The sequence below is a fragment of the Nocardiopsis sp. NPDC055879 genome, from assembly GCF_053615935.1.
Map to the genome: position 1 here is coordinate 84,412 of NZ_JBSHCT010000012.1, position 17,719 is coordinate 102,130.

A 17,719-nucleotide genomic window follows, 5' to 3' on the forward strand; every position below is an offset into this window, starting at 1 on the left:
TCGTGTTCAGTGGAAGGTGGGGGCACCGGAAGACCATCCGGTCCCTCCCCCGTCCCCGCTCGGCGGGAGGTCACCGTTGCCCACCTCGACCCGACCATCGGTCCCTCACCGCCTCGACCCCGATACCGCTACCGCCGGTGGACCGCACACCGGTAGCGCGCTGCCGGGCCGAGGACGGAACCGGGTCGATCGGAGCCGGGTCGTCCCGAGCCTTCGAAGACGGTGACGGGGGTCGGGGTGCGACCACCCGGACCGGCGCCGATCCCGGTCCCCCGACCTGAAGCTCCAGGTCATGCCTTGGACCGATCGACGCGTGAACACCCGACACCCCGGAGGAGGTTCCAGCAGAGCGACCAGGACCGATGTTCGGAACCGCCGTCGACACCGATTCGAGGAACGACGGGAACAGCGAAGAACGGTGCGGAAAACGGTCCTCAGGTAATCGAGCCGGGTGACCACCGACGCGACCGTTCCGGTCTCGATACGGCCGGGGTGCGTCGATGCGATCACCACAAGGGAGATTGGCCATGCCGCCGAGCCCGAACACGTACCCGGCGACCTCCTTGGAGGTGGACAGGTACCTCGCGACGACCCTCTGCCCACCCGGCGTCACCGCGTTCAGCGCGAGACCGGACGCGTACCGCGACGCCACGGCCGCACTGGTCACGGCCCACGAAGGTTCGAGCCGCCGTTCCGCCGGGGTCCGCACCACGAACGGCACCGCGGGGGTGCCCGCACGAGGGAATCGCGCCGAGGTCCGGATCATGAGGTCGCCTCGGGGGACGTCCACCGGTGGGGCCGCCAAAGGCGGGCCGGAAAGAGTCCCACCCGGCCGGTTCGTGTCGACGCGCACCCGCCCATCGAGGTCGGGGGCGCGAAGGCACGACGGCTCGCCGCGTCCGAGGGTCAGAGCCGCCAAGGGGTCTCCAGGTGCGCGAACGTCACCGGCGAGACCCTGTGCCCGACCCACGAGAAGACCACCCCGGGTGACCCGAGCGAGAGGCCGGCTCGGCGTTCCGACGAGCGTCCCGATCGCGCGACGGCTCTGTTCGGGCGCCGGTCGATCCCTGCGACGAGCGGCCCCCAGGAGGAACGGCGATGCGTACGGAACCCAGGGGATCCGGACATGTGACCACCGGAGATCGACGATCCGACATGGACGGTCGCCGGGAAGGCCCATCTCGGAGCGGGGAGAGGGCGGCCAGGGGGCGGTGTCCCCCTGGAAGCCGTCGCCGGTCGGTTCGATGGCGGTCGAGAGGACGTCGACCACGACCACCTCGGTGGAGACGCCCTCGGGTGCCGGTCCATCGAGGATGCCCGGTTCGGATCGTCCGGGATCCACCTCGCGCGCCGCGGTGGGGGGCGCGGCGCCGTGCCCGTTCCGACTGCCTGTTCGCGCGGTCGCGGGCCGAAGGAGGGTGCCCACGGGCTCGGGCGGGTTCGGCTCGCGTGGGCCGGTCGGTGCGCCTCGGGCGCCACCAACAGGATGGTCCGCTCCGGCGGGTCGATGGTGCCGTCGGCTGTCGGGCACGTGGTCGGCCGGAGCGGTGACGGGCCGGCCCATGAGGGGCGTCACCAACGCGGGAGCATGGCTTCAGGCGGCTCGTGCGGCACGAATGAAACTCTGATCCGTTCGTTTCGTCACCGCCACCTGAAACGCTCCATGCATGCCAGGGGCGACGAAACAGCGCCTACGCAATGTGCTCGACGTATCACGATAGTGACGAAACAACGCAACGAAAACGCGTTCGAGGCCACCGTCGAAACGGAGAGGGAGGAGGTGGGCCCAGCTCTCCGCAGGGGTGCGAGGGGCTACTTCGAGGGCCTATCGGGGTGAGGCCCGGTCAGGGGCGGCGGTCGAGACCGGACCAAGGCTCCGACTTCGCAGATCCGGGTTCGCAGGTCTCGGAAAGGGGGCCGGACGAACCATCGGAGCGGACGGTGAGCAACCGGATCCCGTGTGCGGCGACCAGAGCGCAGACCACGGCGGTCACCGCGCCGGGAACGCCGCCGGCGTAGGTCTCCCCCATGAACGCCACACCCACGACCGCCGCCGCCACCGGATTGGCGAGCGTGGTGATGCCGAGCGGCGCGCCCAGATCCATACCCTGGTAGGCGGCTTGGGCCAGGAAGAGCCCGAAGACCGCGATCACCGGGGTGGCCAGGGTCGCGGGGTGGACGAACGCGGTGACCCCGAAGTCTCCGAAGGCCCACACGGCGGTCTTCACCGCGGCCGAGGAGACCCCGAACGCGACCCCGGCGGCCCCGGCCAGCAGATAGCTTCGCCAGGCCATCGAAGGAATCCTGCCCGCCAACCAGGCGACGGCGGAGATCAGCAGGACCGTGCCCGCCCCGACGAGTACGGAGTCCGATTCCGACATCACCCCGCCCACGTCCCCGGTGACGGTGACCGCGAGCAGGACGCCCAGGGCCACCATCGTGAAGGCGGCCCCACGCCATTCCGCCGAGCTCACCCGCCGGTGCTCCAGCCGGGCCGACCAGGGGATACCGAAGACCAGGACGAGCACGCCGAGGGGTTGCACCACGGTGAGCGGGGCGAAACCGACCGCCGCCACCTGGAACCCGGCACGACCTCCGTTGAAGACCAGTGACACCCACCAGAGCGGGTGCCGCAGCAACAGACCGAACTGCCGTCCTCCTGTGAGCGGCGCGGAGAGCCGGACCGCGAGCCTGCGTTGGGCCACGGCGGCGACCGTGTACGCGACACAGGAGAGCACACCGAACGTGACCCCGAGCCACATGCCGTAGGAGAGCAGCGTCATGTGCACCATTTTCCCGGTATGGGGCGAAGCGCGGCAACCGGACGGCTGAGAGGTGGTGAAGGTGGTGGGAGGGCACGCCGAGGCGCGCGAAGAGCGAAGCTCCCCATACGTCCGCGGTAGGCCGAACACATCGGGCGAGGACAGGCCGACTCTCACCCTGTGGACGACCGGTCCGTGGCCCGAAGGCCGAACCGGTCGGTGGCTCGGTGACTCTGTGGCTCTGTGGCTCTGTGGCTCGGCCGATCAGCCGCCGGCGAGCAGGGCGCGGTCGATGACGGTGCCCTCAACGTCCGATCGTCCGACGTTCTCCGAGTGGAGGGGATCGTCTTCGACACCGGTGGCGGCGAAGTAGCGGCCCGAAGCCGGGAGGAACGCCATCACGGTGGCCACCACGACCGCCGCCACGTACACGACGGTGTGGACGACCCGGAGCGCCAACGCGGCACCCGGGCCCTCATAACCGAGGCCGGCGAACACACCCAGGCCGGACAGCACCCCCAGCCCCATGGACGCCAGCACGCTCGCCAGACCCACACCGGTCATCAACACCACGAGCGTCACCCTGGACCAGTGGTGTCCCCTGGCGAACCAGACGACCAACAGGGCGGAGAAGGTGTAGAGCAGCCCGCGGACCGACAGGGCGAGCCACGGCACCGCGGCGCCCTCCGCCAGCCCGGGCGCCACCGCGAGGGAGGTCTCGATGATGCCCGCCGCGATCGCCGACGCCCACAGGAACGTGGACCAACGCACCGGGCTCGGAAGGGTTCTGTCCATACGACCGAGTCTTTCGGGTACCGTCCTCGGATTCCATGGTGGTGATACCACCACCACGCGTGGTGCCCACTCCCCCACCGCGTCCGAACGCCACGTCACATCGCGTCCACACGCTTCAGGCTCCGTCCGCCCGCTCCACCGGTACCGTCCCTCGATAGAGCGACGACACCACCGTCTCGATGTCGGGTTCGCGCAGGGTCAGGTCGACCACCTCGTGCTCCCCGGCCACCTCGGCGATCACCCTGGCGGGGTTGTCCCGCAGCTCCAACCACTGCCTGGGCCCCTCTACCCGTACGGTATGGGCCCCGGGAACCTCGATCCTCGGCGCCGGAGCCGCCAGGTCGACCACCAGGACCCGCGGTACCGGCACGGTCGCGCGCAGTTCGGGAAGGCCGCCGTCGAAGGCCAACCGACCGTGGTCGATCACCATCACCCGGTCGCACAGACGCTCCACGTCACCCAGGTCGTGCGTGGTGATGAGGATGGTGGTGCCCCGCTCGGCGTTGGTCCGCAGCAGGAACTCGCGGATGGTCGACTTGCTCACCACGTCCAGCCCGATGGTCGGTTCGTCCAGGACCAGCAGCCGTGGAGCGTGCAGGAGGGCGGCGGTGAGGTCGCCCCTCATGCGCTGGCCCAGGCTGAGTTGTCGGACCGGCGTGTCCAGGAAGGGGCCGAGTTCGAGGAGTTCGGTGAGCTCCGCCAGTCGTTCCGCGTGCTCGCGTTCCGGTACCCGGTACAGGTGCCGGGTCAGGGACAGGCTGTCGCGCAGGGGAAGGTCCCACCACAGGGTGGTGCGCTGTCCGAACACCACCCCGATCTCCGCGGCCAACCGGGTGCGTCGGCGGGCCGGTTCCAGGCCCGCCACCCGAACGGTCCCCGAGGTGGGGGTGAGGATGCCGGTGAGCATCTTCATGGTGCTGGACTTCCCGGCGCCGTTGGGACCGAGGTATCCGACGATCTCCCCGGCCCGGACCGTGAAGGTGACGTCGCCGACCGCGCTGACCCGGCGGCGGGTCCGGCGCAGGAACGGGCCTTCGGACAGGACGAAGTCACGTCCCAGACCGACCACCTCGATGATCGGTTCTCCGGGTGCCTCACGGTGGAGGGTCTCGTTCGGGGTCATCTCTCAGCTCCCGGTGGATCGGTAGTGACGCAGCCCGAACCGCCAGGTGAGGGCGGCGCAGACACAGAGGAGGACCGCGACGACCGGCCCGAGGTAACGCAGCTGCTCGGGCATTCCGAGGGGGTCGGGGCGGTCGAGGACGAGCAGTGCCGGCTGCCAACTGATGAAGGCCAGCGGCACCACGTAGGTGACCGAGCGGACGATCTCCTGCCCGTAGATCGCGATCGGGTATTCGGTGAGGGCCTGCCCTCCGTAGGTGAGTGAGTTGGCGGCCTCACGCGCACCGGCGATGAAGAACTGCAGGCATCCGGTGATCACCCAGATCGCGGCGCAGATCAGCGTGCCGGAGAGCACCATCAGGACCAGCAGTCCCACCTTGGCCACGGACCACTCGACGTCGACCTCGGACAGGGCGACCCCCAGGATCGCCAGGGCCGGGACGACCTTGCCCAACCGTCGCGGTGAGAACTCGTCCGCGGCCACCTGGACCAGTGGGGACACCGGCCGGATGAGCATGGTGTCCAGGGTCCCCGATCGGATGTGGGTTCCCAGGCGTTCCACCGAACCCGCGAACATGTCCGCGGTCCCGAAGGCGCTCGAAGCCAGCCCGAACACCAACAACCCCTCCATCACGCTGAATCCGGCTAGGGTGCCGGCGTGGCCGAACAGGATCACCACGGCGCCGACCTGGGTGAGGACGCTGACCGTGACGGCCAAGGACATGAGCACGAGGGAGAGCGGATACTGCGCGAAGGCCCGAACCCACAGCCAGGCCAGCCGCCGGTAGTCGGCGAACGGCCGTAGGAGTGTCGTGGCGGTGTACCGGACCCGACCGGTCCGCCCACCTCCGGGCTCGGACCACCCGTCCCCGGGGATTCCGGCGCGGCCCTTGGTGTCAGCCACCCTGGATCACCACCCTGCGCGTGGCCGTGGCGGTGATCCAGGCCCCCAGACCGAGCAGCACCGCCGCCCACAGCGCCTGGAGGGCCAGACCGCTCAGAATTCCACCCCCGGGCAGTGACTCCTTGCCGAGCAGGATCTCGGCGGGGATCTGCACCATCGACGCCCACGGCAGCAGCCGTAGAACGTCTCCGATCGCCGGTGGGAACAGGGGCAGCGGCAGGATCATCCCCGCGAGGATCGGCCCGACCAGCCCGGCGACCGCCCACACTCCACGGCTGTCCAACATCCAGAACCCGCAGAGCGAGTACAGGTAGCGCAGGGCGAAGCCGACCAGTGCGGCGAGGACCACCGAGGTCAGGAACGCGAGCGCGCCCGTGATCTCGTAGGGCAGCACCGTGTCGAACAGGACCACGCCGACCAGGAAGGTCGGCACCCCGCGGAAGAGGAAACCGCAGGTGGATCGGCCCAGGTCCTCTGACAGGCACCACCCCTGGAGGGAGATCGGGCGGAGCAGGTCGTTGGCGACCTCACCCGTGCGGATGCGCTCGGCGAGGTCGAGTGAGGGACCGGTGTGGACGATCATGGTGACCGTGATGAGCATCTGCCCGACGAACACCTGGGTGACGGCGTCGGAGGCGTCGTACCCATTGATCTGTGGGCGCGCGGAGAACACCGCGAGCAGGACCATCGCGTTGATGGCGCCGAAGACCGAGTTGGTGATGAAGCCGGCGACGAGCGCGGCACGGTAGGTCGAATGGCGGCGTAGCCCTCGGGCGTACACCGCGAAGTGGACACGCACGGGCGCGACTCCCCTTGACGGCTGAAGAACGTGCAATCGGCACGTCCCTGGGCCAGGGGGCCAGGTCCGGGTCGCCTAGAGGAAGCGACGTTAGCACAACGGGTAACGCCCCCACCCATGATTTCGGGAGGTCCGGAAACGGTGGGGCGCGTGGATTCTCGTCGACGTACCGAGGTCAGCCGCGGCCCGCGAAGGGCATCTCCCGGGCCATCACCGTCAGGGTGGGCACGTTGACGTCCAACGGCAGGGACACGATGTGCGCGATGGTGTCGGCGACGTGCGCGGCGTCGATGGTGGGTTCGGGGCGCACCGAACCGTCGGCCTGGCGGGCGTTGGCACCGAACCCCGCCGTCATCGCGGTGGCGGCGTTGCCGATGTCGAGCTGGGTGCACGCGATGCCGTGACCACGCAGGTCCAGGTTCATGGAGGCGGTGAGTCCGCTGATGGCGTGCTTGCTCACGGTGTACGCCACGCTCGACGGCCGGGGCACCCGCGCCGAGATGGACCCGTTGTTGATGATCCGGCCGCCCCGGGGTACTTGATCGCGCATGAGCAACGCGGCCTCTCGGGCGCAGTACAGCGCCCCCGTGACGTTGGTGTCCAGGACCTCCCGCCAGTCCTCGTCGGTGACCTCGTCCACCGACGCCGCGGGCCCGAACACACCGGCGTTGTTGAACAGCACGTCCACGCGACCGTGTCGTTCGCGCACCGCCCGGAACAACGACCGCACCGAGTCGGGCGAGGTCACGTCGGTCTCCACGACGATCGCCCCGGGACGGCCCTCGGCGGTCTCCGCCAAGGTGGTGGCACGACGGCCCGCCAGGACCACCGAATGACCTTCGTCGAGGAGGCATCGCGCGGTGACGCGGCCGATCCCCGCTCCGGCCCCGGTGATCACGATGACCTTGTGGTCGCCCCTGTGGTCGCCGGCATCGGCCCTGGTCTCGCTCATGCCCGTCCCTCGCTCCCGTTCCGCGTGCTCGATCCGCGTTCTCAGTGTTCTCGGTCCGCGGAACGGGAGGTTATCGGCCCCGGGGCACACCCTCTCCTCAGGCCCCCTCGGCGCACTCGAAGAACCACGCCACGGCCACCGCGCCCGGGTCGAGCACGTCCTGCGCGCGTTCGCCCAGGTAGCTGGCTCGTCCTCGGCGCGCGATCATCCCACCGGTGGAGTCCGCGCCCGCGCGGGCGGCTCGCGCCGCGTCCGACACCGCCTCCCGCCAGCCGACCGTGGAGGTCTCGGTGAGCGCGTCGGTCGCCGGCGCCATCGCGTCCACCATGGTCTTGTGCCCCACTTCGGCCTTGCCGAGCCTGCGCACCGCCCCGGTGGCCCTGCCGAAGGCCGCGCCCAACTCCGGCACGTCCCAGGGCGCGGAGGGTCCCGAACCGAGCCGACCGAACCACAGCCCGAACAGCGGACCACTGGTTCCACCGGAGGCGAGGAAGGCGTCGGACACGGTCTGGAACACCTGGGCCGGGTGGTCGCCCTCGATCCCCGCCAACCCCTCCCGGCCCCGCTTGAGCGCGGAGGAGATGTTCCATCCGAAGTCGCCGTCACCGGCCTTCCGATCGAGTTCGGTGAGCTCGTCGGCGTCGGCGATCACCCGTTCGGCGAACGCGAGCAGCCACGTCCTGGTCTCCGCGCCGGTCAGGTCGGCCGCGTTCCCGTCACCCGTCATGTCCACCACTCCCGTCACCACACCAGCGCCGGGGTACGCACCGGCGCGTCCCAGAACTTCACCAGGTCGTCGCTCAAAGCCGTGAGCGTGATCGACAACCCCTTCATGTCCAACGACGTCACGTACGGGCCGACCAGGGAGCGGGCGACACCGATCCCCCGCCCGTCCAGGACCCGTCGGGTCTCGCGGGCCGCCACTCCGAGTTCGAGTCCGTGGGTGGCGCCCAGTCCGTTGACGATCGCCAGGACCGAGTCGCCACGGCGCAGCCCCACCGACTCCACCAGGGGCGTCACCAGGCTCTCCACGAGTTCCGCGGCACCGGTGGTCGGTCTGGTCTCGATGCCGCGTTCACCGTGGATGCCCACGCCGAACTCCATCTCTTCGGGCTCCAGGTCGAAGGAGCGCCGTCCGGTCATCGGGTTGGTGCACGCCTCGAACGAGACACCGAGCGTCGCCGACCGCGCCACCACCTGCCGGCCCAGTTCCCGCACCTCGACGACGGGGGCACCCGCCTCGGCCGCCGCTCCGCAGATCTTCTCGACCGCGACCACGGCGGCGGTTCCGCGCCGGCCGGGTCCTCCCTCGTCCTCCTTCTGCGTGGCCAGGTCGTCATCGACCAGCACCTGTTCGACCCGGTGCGTCTCGGAGAGGAGTTCGGCGGCGATGGAGAAGTTCAAGACGTCGCCGGTGTAGTTCTTGATCACCATGACCGTTCCCTCACCGGTGTCGGCGGCCTGGATCGCCGCGCGCACCTGAAGGGCCGTGGGACTGGCGAAGACGTCCCCCGGCACGGCCGCGTCGAGCATGCCCTGGCCGACGAAGCCGGTGTGCAGGGGTTCGTGCCCGGAACCACCGCCCGACACCAGCGCGACCTTGCCCGTGGCGGGCACGCGCCGGGTGACGAACAGTGGATCGGTGTGCACGTCGACCAGGCCGCCGTGGGCTTCGACGAGCCCCTCCAACGCCTGTTCGACGAGGGTCTCGCGCTCGTTCATGAAGAACCGGCTCATGCCGCCTCCCGGATCGTCGAGGTTCTGGCGGGGCACCGCGCCGTGGGCCTGACGGGGCGCCCCGCCCACACGACCTACCCGCTTTCGACGGCTCCCCACTCCGAGGCCCTCCCGTCGGTCGGATCCGATCGTGGCCGACCGACCTACCGTGGCGGCCCCGATCCGGCCGGTCGGCCGGCCTGCCGACCGATGCGCCGGCCCCCTCCCCGGATGGAGACTGAGGTCCGCCGGCAGCACCCGGCCCGGGAACACATCGATCGAGATCGACCGAGAGAGGACATGTCGACATGTCGGCACCGACGGACGGTTCCACCGGTTCCGTGATTCCGCCGAGGGCGGCGCGCAAACTCGCCCCCGACCTGGCGCGCGGCGTCATGCTGCTGCTCATCGCCATGGCCTACGCCGGTGTGTACTCCGGGGTCGGATTCGGTGTGGACGTGTCCGGCGAACCCGTCCAGGACCGGATCGCCGCCCTGTTCACCACGCTGTTCCTGGACAACCGTTCCTTCCCGATGTTCGCCATCCTGTTCGGCTACGGGATGGCCTGGATGGTCTCCCGGCAGCGTGCCAAGGGCACCTCCGACCAGGAGGTCCGCAGGCTGCTGCGACGACGGGGCTTCTTCCTGCTGTTGTTCGGCGCCGTGCACGCCTTCCTCGTCTTCCCCGGCGAGATCCTCACGTCCTACGGTCTGGCGGCGCTGGTCACCGGTTGGCTGCTGCTGCGTTCCGACAAGGCGATCGTGCGGGCTGCGGTGGTGTTCGCCGTGTTCTACGCGATCACCGTGCCGGTCGCGATGGTCGGGATGAGCGTGGGCAGCGCGACGCAGGGACCGGAGGGGTTCGCGCTGCCCGGATACCTGACCGTCGAGGACTGGATCGGCCGCGTGGTGGGGCTGCCCTTCGGCCCGGTGTTCATCGCCTTCGCGTACCCGCTGCTGCTCTTGGTGGTCCTGGGCTACCGGGCGAGCCGCGCCGGGCTGTTGGACGACCCGGCCGCGCACAAGGGGCTGCTCACCAAGATCGCGGTGATCGGTATCGGCGTGTCGGTGCTCAGTGCGGTGCCCTCCGCCCTGACCGCCGTGGGCGTGCTCTCCCCGGACGTGATCACCGAGGGGTTGTACATGGCCCTCCAGGTGCTCACCGGGGTACTGGGCGGCGCCGGTTACGCGGCCCTGTTCGCCTTGTGGAGCATCAGGCTGGACCGAACCCAAGGCCCACTGACAATGTCCGTCGCCGCCATGGGCAAGCGTTCGCTCACCTTCTATCTCCTGAACTCGGTCCTGGTCGCCGTGGCCCTGCACACCCAGTTGGTGGGATTGGGCGACGCGGTGGGCGCCGCGGGGGCTCTCGTGGTGGCCGCGCTGGCGTGGTCGGTGAGCCTGCTGGTGGCCGCCTTCCTGGAATCACGCGACCGCCCGGGCCCCCTGGACCAGTTGATGCGGCACTGCGTGTACGGAGGGCGTCGGGCACGTCGCCTCGCCGTCGAGAAGGGTGCGTCCTCTTAGGGGATCAGGCGGCCGCCGAGGCTGCGAGCCGCGCCGCGGGGCATGACGGCGTTCATCCGTGACCGGTCGGGGCCGTGGCGGGGACCCGATCGGTCGGGGCCCCGCCACGTCGCCTCACGGCCGAAGGTCGGGCCGTCTTGGCGCGGATCGGTCACTCGGTGCTTCCGCCACCGTCTTCGGTGCCGCTGCCGCCACCGGAGCCTTCCCCGCCTTCGGTGCCGGTGTCTCCACCTTCGGTGCCGGTGTCACCCTCGGAGCCGCTACCGTCACCGGATCCACCGCCCTCTTCACCGCCTTCGGTGCCGGTCTCTCCACCTTCGGTGCCGGTATCGCCCTCGGAGCCGCTACCGTCACCGGATCCACCGCCCTCCTCGGACCCACTGCCCTCTTCACCGCCGGAGCCTTCACCACCGGATCCCTCACCGCCGGAGCCTTCACCACCACCGCCGGAGCCTTCCTCGGAGCCGCTCTCCTCGGCCGGGAGCTGACCGCGGACCGCCCCGTCCGGGTAGTCGGCGGTGTGCATGTCGACGTAGAAGTCCTCGGGACTCTCCTCGATCTGGGCGACGGTGAAGCCCTCACCGGTGTCCGTGCCCGCTTCCGCGTCCTCCTCACCGGTGGTGAAGGGTCCCTGCACGCAGCCGGAGCCGACCAAGGTGCCGTCACCCTGGTCCTGCGGGTCGGGGAAGACCACACGCGGCGGACCGAACTCGCCTTCGGCCGCCTCATGAAGGTGGGTCGCGGTCTCGGCCGAGCTCTCGAAGGGTTCGGTGACGCCGGAGAACTCGATGTCGTAGCAGATGATCTCCTCATCGCTGTTGAGCCGCAGTCCGAAGGTCCCGGTCGCGCCCTCCTCACCGTCGACCGGCTGGTTCTCGGCGTCCACGACCATGTCCGGGGTCGCGTCGACCGTGAACTCGCTGGTGAACGTCTCGGGCTCTTGTACCTCCTGCTCGCCGCCCCCTTCGGAGCCCTCGGTCTCCTCCGTTCCGCCCGTCCCCTCGGTCGCCTCGGCCTGGTCCGTCGGCTCCATCCCCTCGGTCTGCTCCGCGTGCGCGACCGTCGACTGCGTCGCGGCCAGTAGACCCGCGGCGGCCGCGGCCATCGTCACGGTCATCCGACCCACCGTCATCCTCATGTCCGCTTCCCCTCATTCGGCGAAATGTGCACGGACCCTCCTTTATGCAACGGAACTCGCTCCCACATTCACTCTGAGTCATCAACTCTCGGCAAAAACACCACATCTCCGCATCGTGGAACTGGCGTTCGGCCCGCTTCGTACCCTCGAACCGCGGGAACGTGTTCCCCAGAACCCCGCGCCTCGGGCGGTCATCGGAACGTGGTGGGACGCGGCCCGGTATCCCGCACCCGAGTGACGAGAGGGACATCTTGACGGCAGATCTCGACCAGGCATGGCGGGCCTTGGAGTCCGGTGACGTGGGCTCCGCGGTGAACTCACTACGCGGCCGGGCGGACGACCTCCGCCCGGCCGACGTCGGGCGCTTCGTGGGCGCGGTCGGGCGCGCGGCGAACCTCCCCGACCTCAGTACGGCGGCGGAGGCACTCGTTGAACGGCCGGACACCCCGCAGGCCTGCTACGACTTCGGTTACGCGTGTCTGGAGGCGGGCCTGCCGCACCTTGCGGTCCCCGCGCTGCGAACGGGCCGGGTGAACGCGCCGGAGGCCGTCCCGATCCTGTGGGAACTCACCTCGGCCCTGGAGGACCTGGAGCGCCACGAGGACGCCGCACGCGAGCTACGGGCCTGGGACGGCCCACTTCCGGACTGGCCCGGCGGATACCTCCTGGCGTACAACACGTTGTGCTCCGGCGACATCGACGCCGCACGCGAGCTCCTCGACCGTCTCTCCACCCCCGAGGACGAGTCCTGGGATCTGGCCCATCACCGGATCGCCCTCATGGTGGAGAGGGCCGAGGCGGCCCGGGAGGCCGGCCCCATGGACCACCGTGATCTGCGTGGATGGCATTTCGCGCTGACGGGCGCTGTCTTGGGCCAGGTCTCTCCGTATGGTTTCGACGAGGGGATGACCGGACGCTTCGCCTATCTCGGCGACGGCTACGAGAGCTGCCGCACCGGAATCGCCGATCTCGCCGCGGTCCTCACCGCCGGCGGTCGCGTTCCCGACGCGGTGATGCCCTTGCCGGACCGTTCCAGCCTCATCCTGGGGCTCGCCACCGCACGGCTACTCGACCTACCCGTGGTCCCCATCGAACCGGAACGATCCGACGCCCTGGTGGTGGCCTACGACCTCACCGACACCGACATGGAACTTCGTCGGGCCCTCGTTCCTCGTTCGCCCGGCCAGGTCCTGTTCGAGCACGCTTCCTGCTGGACCGACCCACCCGGTGTAGCCGCCGACGTGGTCTCGGTGCTGCACCAGACCGTGAACCCTCCCTGGGGCGAGAGCCTGCGCGTCGTGGACGGCGACCTCGACCGGAAACCGGTCGACGAGCGTCCCGAGGAGGAGATCGCCGAGGAGATCGTCGCGGCCGAACCGCAGGAGAGCGAACCCGAGGTGGTGTCCTTCACCGAGGCGGTGGCGCGGAGGTGGGCGGACGGCCCGAGGCTGCCCTCGATGACCTCCGGACCGGTGCGCAGCTCCAAGTTCGCCTGAGTTCCCGACCCGGCAGGTCGGGTCGGTGGATAGGGCCGGCAGGTCGTCGTGGCATCGAATCGAAGCGCCTTGGGCCACCGTCGATCGACCGTCCGGGCGGGCCATGTGTCTCGATTCTCCGGCCCTGGAACGCCATGACCTGCGATGTCGATTCGAGGTCGATTCGAGTTGTCCACAGCTTCCGGGGCGAAGGCCCGGGAAACCCGAATCTATGGGTAAATGGAACGTATGGTCTCCCCTCGATCACTCTTCGCAAGGAACCCCGTCCGCACGACCCTCCTCCTCGGCCCGGCCTGTGCCCTGGCCTTGAGCGCCTCCCTGATCGCCTCCCCGGCGCACGCCGCACCGGCCCCGGCCTCCACCTCGGCGGCGGCCCCGTCCGCCACCGCGATCACCGCGGACCTGCGGCCCGGTGACTCCGGTGAGCAGGTGCGCGCACTCCAGGACCGGCTGAACGAACTCGGCTACTGGATCGACGGTTCGGACGGCGAGTTCGGCATGCACACCGAGCACGCGGTCCTGGCCCTGCAGAAGGCCGCCGGCATCGACCGGGACGGCATCGTCGGCCCGGCCACCCGCGGCGCCCTCGACGAGGGCACCGTCCCCTCCGCCTCCTCCGACTCCGGCGCGGTGGTGGAGATCGACCTGGAACGGCAGTTGCTGCTGGTCGTCACCGACGGCGAGGTCCAGCGCGTCATCCACACCTCCACCGGTTCCGGTCAGCCCTACGAGGGCTCCGACGGCGACGAGCGGATCGCCGTCACCCCGGAGGGCTCCTACCCGGTCTTCCGTGAGGTCGACTCCTGGGACCCAGGGCCCTACGGAGCGCTCTACCGACCCAAGTACTTCAACGGCGGCATCGCCGTGCACGGCTACCCGAGCGTCCCCGCGCAGCCGGCCTCCAAGGGTTGCGCCCGGGTCAGCCTGGCCGCCATGGACTGGCTGTGGGAGCAGGGTCACCTGGACATCCACGCCACGGTCCTGGTGCGCTGAGCCGATCGTCCACGCGGGGTCGGCCGGTGTGACCGGGACGACCCCGCCGACACGGATGCGGGCCCTTGTCCCGGGTAGGACCGCTTCGTGCCCTTCCTCCTCGCAACCGAAGCCGGTACCCCCGACCGTCCCAACGAGGACTTCGCCGCGGTCACCACCACGTCCGCGGTGCTGCTCGATGGCGTCAGCGCCCCGCGGGACGAGGACAACGGTTGTTCGCACGGGGTCGCCTGGTACACACACAGGCTCGGGGCCCTGCTGTTGGCGGGGATGGAGTCCGGTCTGCCGATGCGTGAGGCGCTGGTGGAGGCGATCACGGCCGTGTCCACCGCGCACTCGGGAACCTGCGACCTCACCGTTCAGGAGACACCTTCGGCGACGGTGGTGGCGGTCCGGGTGCACGACGACGCCCTGGAGTACCTGGTGTTGTCCGACTCCGTGCTGCTGTCCCAGGCCGACGGTCGGATCCGGGTGGTGGCCGACACCCGTCTCGACGACCTGCGCCCACGTGTGGGTCCGGGTACCGCGATCAGGGCCTGGCGCAACGTTCCGAACGGGTTCTGGACGGCGGGCGCCGATCCGCGGGCCGCCGAAGAGGCGCTGACCGGCACGCTGCCCCGGGCGCCTTTCCTGGCGATGACCGACGGGGCGAGCCGGTCGGTGGAGGTTTTCGGTGACCTCTCCTGGTCCGGGATCTTCGAGTTGGCCCGGGAACAGGGCCCCGCTGCCCTGTTGAAGCGGGTGCGATCCCTGGAAGGGGCCGACCCCTCGGGTCTGCGGTTCCCACGCGGCAAGGTTCGGGACGACGCGACCGCCCTCTGGTGGAACCCCTGATCCTGGAACCGATCGTGGTGGGACTTTCGGCCATGGAAGCCCTAGTTTCGGCCAGGCCTGATATCCAGTTTCGGACTTTCAATTCCATCCACGAGAAAGATCGTTTTCTCGACACGCCAGAGTGAACAGGGAAAAGAAAGTTACCGACATTGCAGACGTTTTTGCCGGTGCCCCAGATCACCTTTGCGCCGGTTTCCTAGAAAAGACCCCAACGGGACGTCACGTACCGAAGCTCCCCTGCACGAAGGAGACGTACGCCTCCCGTGAACCCAGGCGGCAAGCGCTTTCGCGCGTCCTCTTCATCCGGTACATTTCCCTGTAACCGATCGGTCGGTGTTCCCGCCACAACATCCCAATCCGACGGTCGACGTTCACGAAACACCCTTGTCCGCGCTCGTGTCGTACGAGCGCGGGAGTGCCCTTTCCATGCCCTTGGCCGTCATCACGACAGCCGAAAAGGAGACCGAGTGAGTGTCCCAGACCTCCTCGAACCGACAGGCCCGAACCGTTCGCTGCACAGGTCCGGTCGGGTGGCCCGTGTCCGGGTCGACCTCATGAGCACGCCCACGACCGACACCCACTCCGAATCGGAGCAGCGTCCCAACCCCATGGAGGCACGCGACCCCGCGGAGTTCCTGCTGACCATGCGCCGCTACCTCGCCTGGGCCGGCGACTGGTCCTACCTGGAACTGGAGTTCAAGTGCGGCGGCGTGGTCAGCGCCGAGAAGTTCCGCCGGGCCCTTGAGGGCACCGAACTCCCCGGCTACGTGTTCCTGATGGCCTTCGTGACCGCCTGCGTCGGCACCGACGAGGGCGAACGTCTGCGTTGGGCCACCTCCTGGCACCGGCTGCGCCGCGCGGCCCGTGCCGCCGAGGACGCCCGGCTGCGCGCGACCTCGGAGCGGGACGAGAGTTGACCACTCGCCTGGGACCGTGACGGGCACCGGTCCCAGGCGACATTCCCCTTGGAGAGCGCGGTGGGTCCCGCGCCGAATCGTTCGGGCGGTACATCCCCGAGCCGGCGACCGGTCGACCCCGCGCGCCCCCACCCCTTCCGCCCCGGAGTCCTGAGCGGCACGGCCTCTTCGATCGGCTCCGAAGCGCGACGAAGGGCGCCCCGCGCCCCGACGAACAGGTGAGTGAGCGCGCTCACGAGTACGGGAAACCCGCGGTGGCGGGGTTTGCGGGCCTGTGGTTCGGATCACCGGGAATCCTTGGTCAAGTCGGGATCACCATCCCTTGGACATCCGTTGCACGCGGAAGTGTCCCCACGTAGGGCACGTCCCAGGTGCCCCACCCGAAGGTGGCTCACGGCGCCGACCCAACACACGACCCCCAGGTCGCCCTGTACCTTCTTCCACCCTGTTCTGGAGAGCTCGTGAGCCTGACCACTGTGCGCCCGAACGCGCGTCCGAACGAGCGGCCGGACACCGCCGTCGCGACTCCGACGCGTCCCGCCGCCCTGCTCGTTCTCGTCCTGGCCGCGCTGTCCGCCATCGGGCCGCTCGCCACCGACCTGTACCTGCCGGCACTCCCGCAGATCGCCGCCGACCTGGGGTCTACCGAATCCCGGGTGAAGCTCACCCTGACCGCCGTCATGGCCGGTCTGGCCCTGGGTCAGTTGGTCGCGGGGCCTCTCAGCGACCGTTGGGGACGCCGTATGCCCCTCCTGGTCGGGACCGGTGTGTTCACCGCGGTGACCTTCGCGATCATGTTCGTGACGTCGACCGAGACGTTCATGGTGCTGCGGTTCATCCAGGGGCTGGCCGCGGCGGCCGGCCTGGTGGTGTCCCGCGCGGTCGTGCGAGACGTGTTCCACGGCGACACCGCCGCCACCTTCTTCTCCCGGTTGATGCTGGTCACCGGGCTGGCGCCCATGCTCGGACCACTGCTCGGGGGGCAGCTCCTGTACCTGGGTCCTTGGCAGTTGATCTTCGGGACGCTGGGCCTGGCCGGTGCTCTCACGTTCGCGCTGGTGTACTTCTCCCTCCCGGAGAGCCTTCCCGAGGAGCGTCGCACCAGGCAGGACCCGCGTGTGCTCGCCCGGACCTTCATTCGGCTGCTGCGCGACCCCGGATTCATCGCACCCACCGCCGTCCTGGCGTTGAGCTTCGGGATGAGCTTCACCTACATCTCGGCGTTCTCCTTCGTTTCGCAGAACCAGTTCGACGCGACCGCCCAGCAGTTCAGTCTGGTCTTCGGGGTGACCACGCTCGGGATGATCCTCGGCAACCAGGTGAACGTGGCGCTGATCCGACGGATGGAGCTGCGCCGCCGGCTGGGCGTGGGGCTCCTGGGCGCCATCGCCTCGGTGCTGGTCATGGGTCTCCTGGCGGTCTCCGGACACGCCGACCTGCTGAACATCACCGCCGCGCTGTTCGTGATGATGCTCTTCACCGGGCTGATCTCGCCCAACGCCACGGCGATGGCGCTCTCCGGGCAGCCCTCGGAGATCGCCGGAACGAGCTCGGCGCTGCTGGGCACGCTCCAGTTCGCGGTGGGATCCGGTCTCGCGGCCACCGCCGGCCTGACCGGCGCCGCCACCCTGGTCAGCATGACCACGGTGATGCTGCTGACCGCGGTGGGCGCACTGGCGGTGTTCCTGTACGCCGCCCGTCGCACCCCCGCCCCGGCCGTCTGAACGGACTCCGAACCCACCGGTCACGGCCCCGACCGGTGGGT

The 17,719-nt window shown here is 69.7% G+C and carries 15 protein-coding genes; 6 read left to right on the forward strand and 9 right to left on the reverse strand.

Annotation, left to right across the window (positions count from 1 at the left end; genetic code table 11):
- Positions 1-1,844: 1,844 nt before the first annotated feature.
- The 8 genes from ACWGKS_RS16015 to ACWGKS_RS16050 all read right to left on the reverse strand — a co-directional run bounded on the left by ACWGKS_RS16015 (position 1,845) and on the right by ACWGKS_RS16050 (position 9,071).
- Positions 1,845-2,783, reverse strand: coding sequence for a DMT family transporter (locus ACWGKS_RS16015; protein WP_358508477.1), 939 nt, complete (start codon positions 2,781-2,783; stop codon positions 1,845-1,847).
- A gap of 243 nt (positions 2,784-3,026) precedes the next feature.
- Entirely contained in the window at positions 3,027-3,557 is a 531-nt protein-coding gene (locus tag ACWGKS_RS16020) for a hypothetical protein (protein WP_452456144.1), read from the reverse strand.
- Positions 3,558-3,672: 115 nt separating this feature from the next.
- Positions 3,673-4,680 carry an ABC transporter ATP-binding protein gene (locus ACWGKS_RS16025; RefSeq protein WP_452523009.1) on the reverse strand — a complete coding sequence of 336 codons (1,008 nt, stop codon included), beginning with the start codon at positions 4,678-4,680 and terminating at the stop codon, positions 3,673-3,675.
- Between the two features lie 3 nt (positions 4,681-4,683).
- Positions 4,684-5,583 carry an ABC transporter permease gene (locus tag ACWGKS_RS16030; RefSeq protein WP_452456142.1) on the reverse strand — a complete coding sequence of 300 codons (900 nt, stop codon included), beginning with the start codon at positions 5,581-5,583 and terminating at the stop codon, positions 4,684-4,686.
- A complete protein-coding gene (locus tag ACWGKS_RS16035) occupies positions 5,576-6,382 on the reverse strand; it encodes an ABC transporter permease (protein WP_358508483.1) in 807 nt (268 codons plus the stop codon). Before ACWGKS_RS16035 ends, ACWGKS_RS16030 begins: the two co-directional genes overlap by 8 nt.
- A 175-nt stretch (positions 6,383-6,557) precedes the next feature.
- On the reverse strand, positions 6,558-7,334 hold the full coding sequence (locus ACWGKS_RS16040; RefSeq protein WP_452523012.1) for an SDR family oxidoreductase: 777 nt from the start codon (positions 7,332-7,334) through the stop codon (positions 6,558-6,560).
- A 97-nt stretch (positions 7,335-7,431) separates the two neighbouring features.
- Positions 7,432-8,061, reverse strand: a complete 630-nt coding sequence (locus ACWGKS_RS16045; RefSeq protein WP_358508487.1) for a DAK2 domain-containing protein — start codon at positions 8,059-8,061, stop codon at positions 7,432-7,434.
- A gap of 14 nt (positions 8,062-8,075) precedes the next feature.
- Positions 8,076-9,071: a dihydroxyacetone kinase subunit DhaK gene (locus ACWGKS_RS16050; protein WP_358508489.1), complete on the reverse strand. Its 996-nt coding sequence runs from the start codon at positions 9,069-9,071 to the stop codon at positions 8,076-8,078.
- Positions 9,072-9,358: 287 nt separating this feature from the next.
- Here ACWGKS_RS16050 and ACWGKS_RS16055 point away from each other — a divergent pair, with 287 nt between their 5' ends.
- Positions 9,359-10,576, forward strand: coding sequence for a DUF418 domain-containing protein (locus ACWGKS_RS16055; RefSeq protein WP_452523015.1), 1,218 nt, complete (start codon positions 9,359-9,361; stop codon positions 10,574-10,576).
- Between the two features lie 151 nt (positions 10,577-10,727).
- On the opposite strand, the gene ACWGKS_RS16060 is transcribed toward ACWGKS_RS16055, so the two are convergent.
- Positions 10,728-11,714, reverse strand: coding sequence for a CHRD domain-containing protein (locus ACWGKS_RS16060; RefSeq protein ID WP_452523017.1), 987 nt, complete (start codon positions 11,712-11,714; stop codon positions 10,728-10,730).
- Positions 11,715-11,965: 251 nt separating this feature from the next.
- Between ACWGKS_RS16060 and ACWGKS_RS16065 the strand changes: the two genes are divergently transcribed.
- The 5 genes from ACWGKS_RS16065 (at position 11,966) to ACWGKS_RS16085 (ending at position 17,678) form a co-directional block, all read left to right on the forward strand.
- Positions 11,966-13,210, forward strand: coding sequence for a hypothetical protein (locus ACWGKS_RS16065; RefSeq protein ID WP_358508495.1), 1,245 nt, complete (start codon positions 11,966-11,968; stop codon positions 13,208-13,210).
- Positions 13,211-13,438: 228 nt separating this feature from the next.
- Entirely contained in the window at positions 13,439-14,203 is a 765-nt protein-coding gene (locus ACWGKS_RS16070) for a L,D-transpeptidase family protein (RefSeq protein ID WP_452523019.1), read from the forward strand.
- An 87-nt stretch (positions 14,204-14,290) separates the two neighbouring features.
- Complete coding sequence (locus tag ACWGKS_RS16075) at positions 14,291-15,037, forward strand: protein phosphatase 2C domain-containing protein (protein ID WP_452456134.1); 747 nt, start codon at positions 14,291-14,293, stop codon at positions 15,035-15,037.
- A gap of 467 nt (positions 15,038-15,504) precedes the next feature.
- Entirely contained in the window at positions 15,505-15,954 is a 450-nt protein-coding gene (locus tag ACWGKS_RS16080) for a hypothetical protein (RefSeq protein WP_452456133.1), read from the forward strand.
- A gap of 461 nt (positions 15,955-16,415) precedes the next feature.
- Positions 16,416-17,678, forward strand: a complete 1,263-nt coding sequence (locus ACWGKS_RS16085; protein WP_452523021.1) for a multidrug effflux MFS transporter — start codon at positions 16,416-16,418, stop codon at positions 17,676-17,678.
- The last annotated feature ends 41 nt before the right edge of the window (positions 17,679-17,719 follow it).

Bases quoted from the DNA above. Each gene is read 5' to 3' on its own strand.
- ACWGKS_RS16015 (WP_358508477.1), bottom strand. From the start codon at position 2,783: ATGACGCTGCTCTCCTACGGCATGTGGCTCGGGGTCACGTTCGGTGTG.
- ACWGKS_RS16020 (WP_452456144.1), bottom strand. From the start codon at position 3,557: ATGGACAGAACCCTTCCGAGCCCGGTGCGTTGGTCCACGTTCCTGTGG.
- ACWGKS_RS16025 (WP_452523009.1), bottom strand. From the start codon at position 4,680: ATGACCCCGAACGAGACCCTCCACCGTGAGGCACCCGGAGAACCGATC.
- ACWGKS_RS16040 (WP_452523012.1), bottom strand. From the start codon at position 7,334: ATGAGCGAGACCAGGGCCGATGCCGGCGACCACAGGGGCGACCACAAG.
- ACWGKS_RS16045 (WP_358508487.1), bottom strand. From the start codon at position 8,061: ATGACGGGTGACGGGAACGCGGCCGACCTGACCGGCGCGGAGACCAGG.
- ACWGKS_RS16050 (WP_358508489.1), bottom strand. From the start codon at position 9,071: ATGAGCCGGTTCTTCATGAACGAGCGCGAGACCCTCGTCGAACAGGCG.
- ACWGKS_RS16055 (WP_452523015.1), top strand. From the start codon at position 9,359: ATGTCGGCACCGACGGACGGTTCCACCGGTTCCGTGATTCCGCCGAGG.
- ACWGKS_RS16060 (WP_452523017.1), bottom strand. From the start codon at position 11,714: ATGAGGATGACGGTGGGTCGGATGACCGTGACGATGGCCGCGGCCGCC.
- ACWGKS_RS16070 (WP_452523019.1), top strand. From the start codon at position 13,439: ATGGTCTCCCCTCGATCACTCTTCGCAAGGAACCCCGTCCGCACGACC.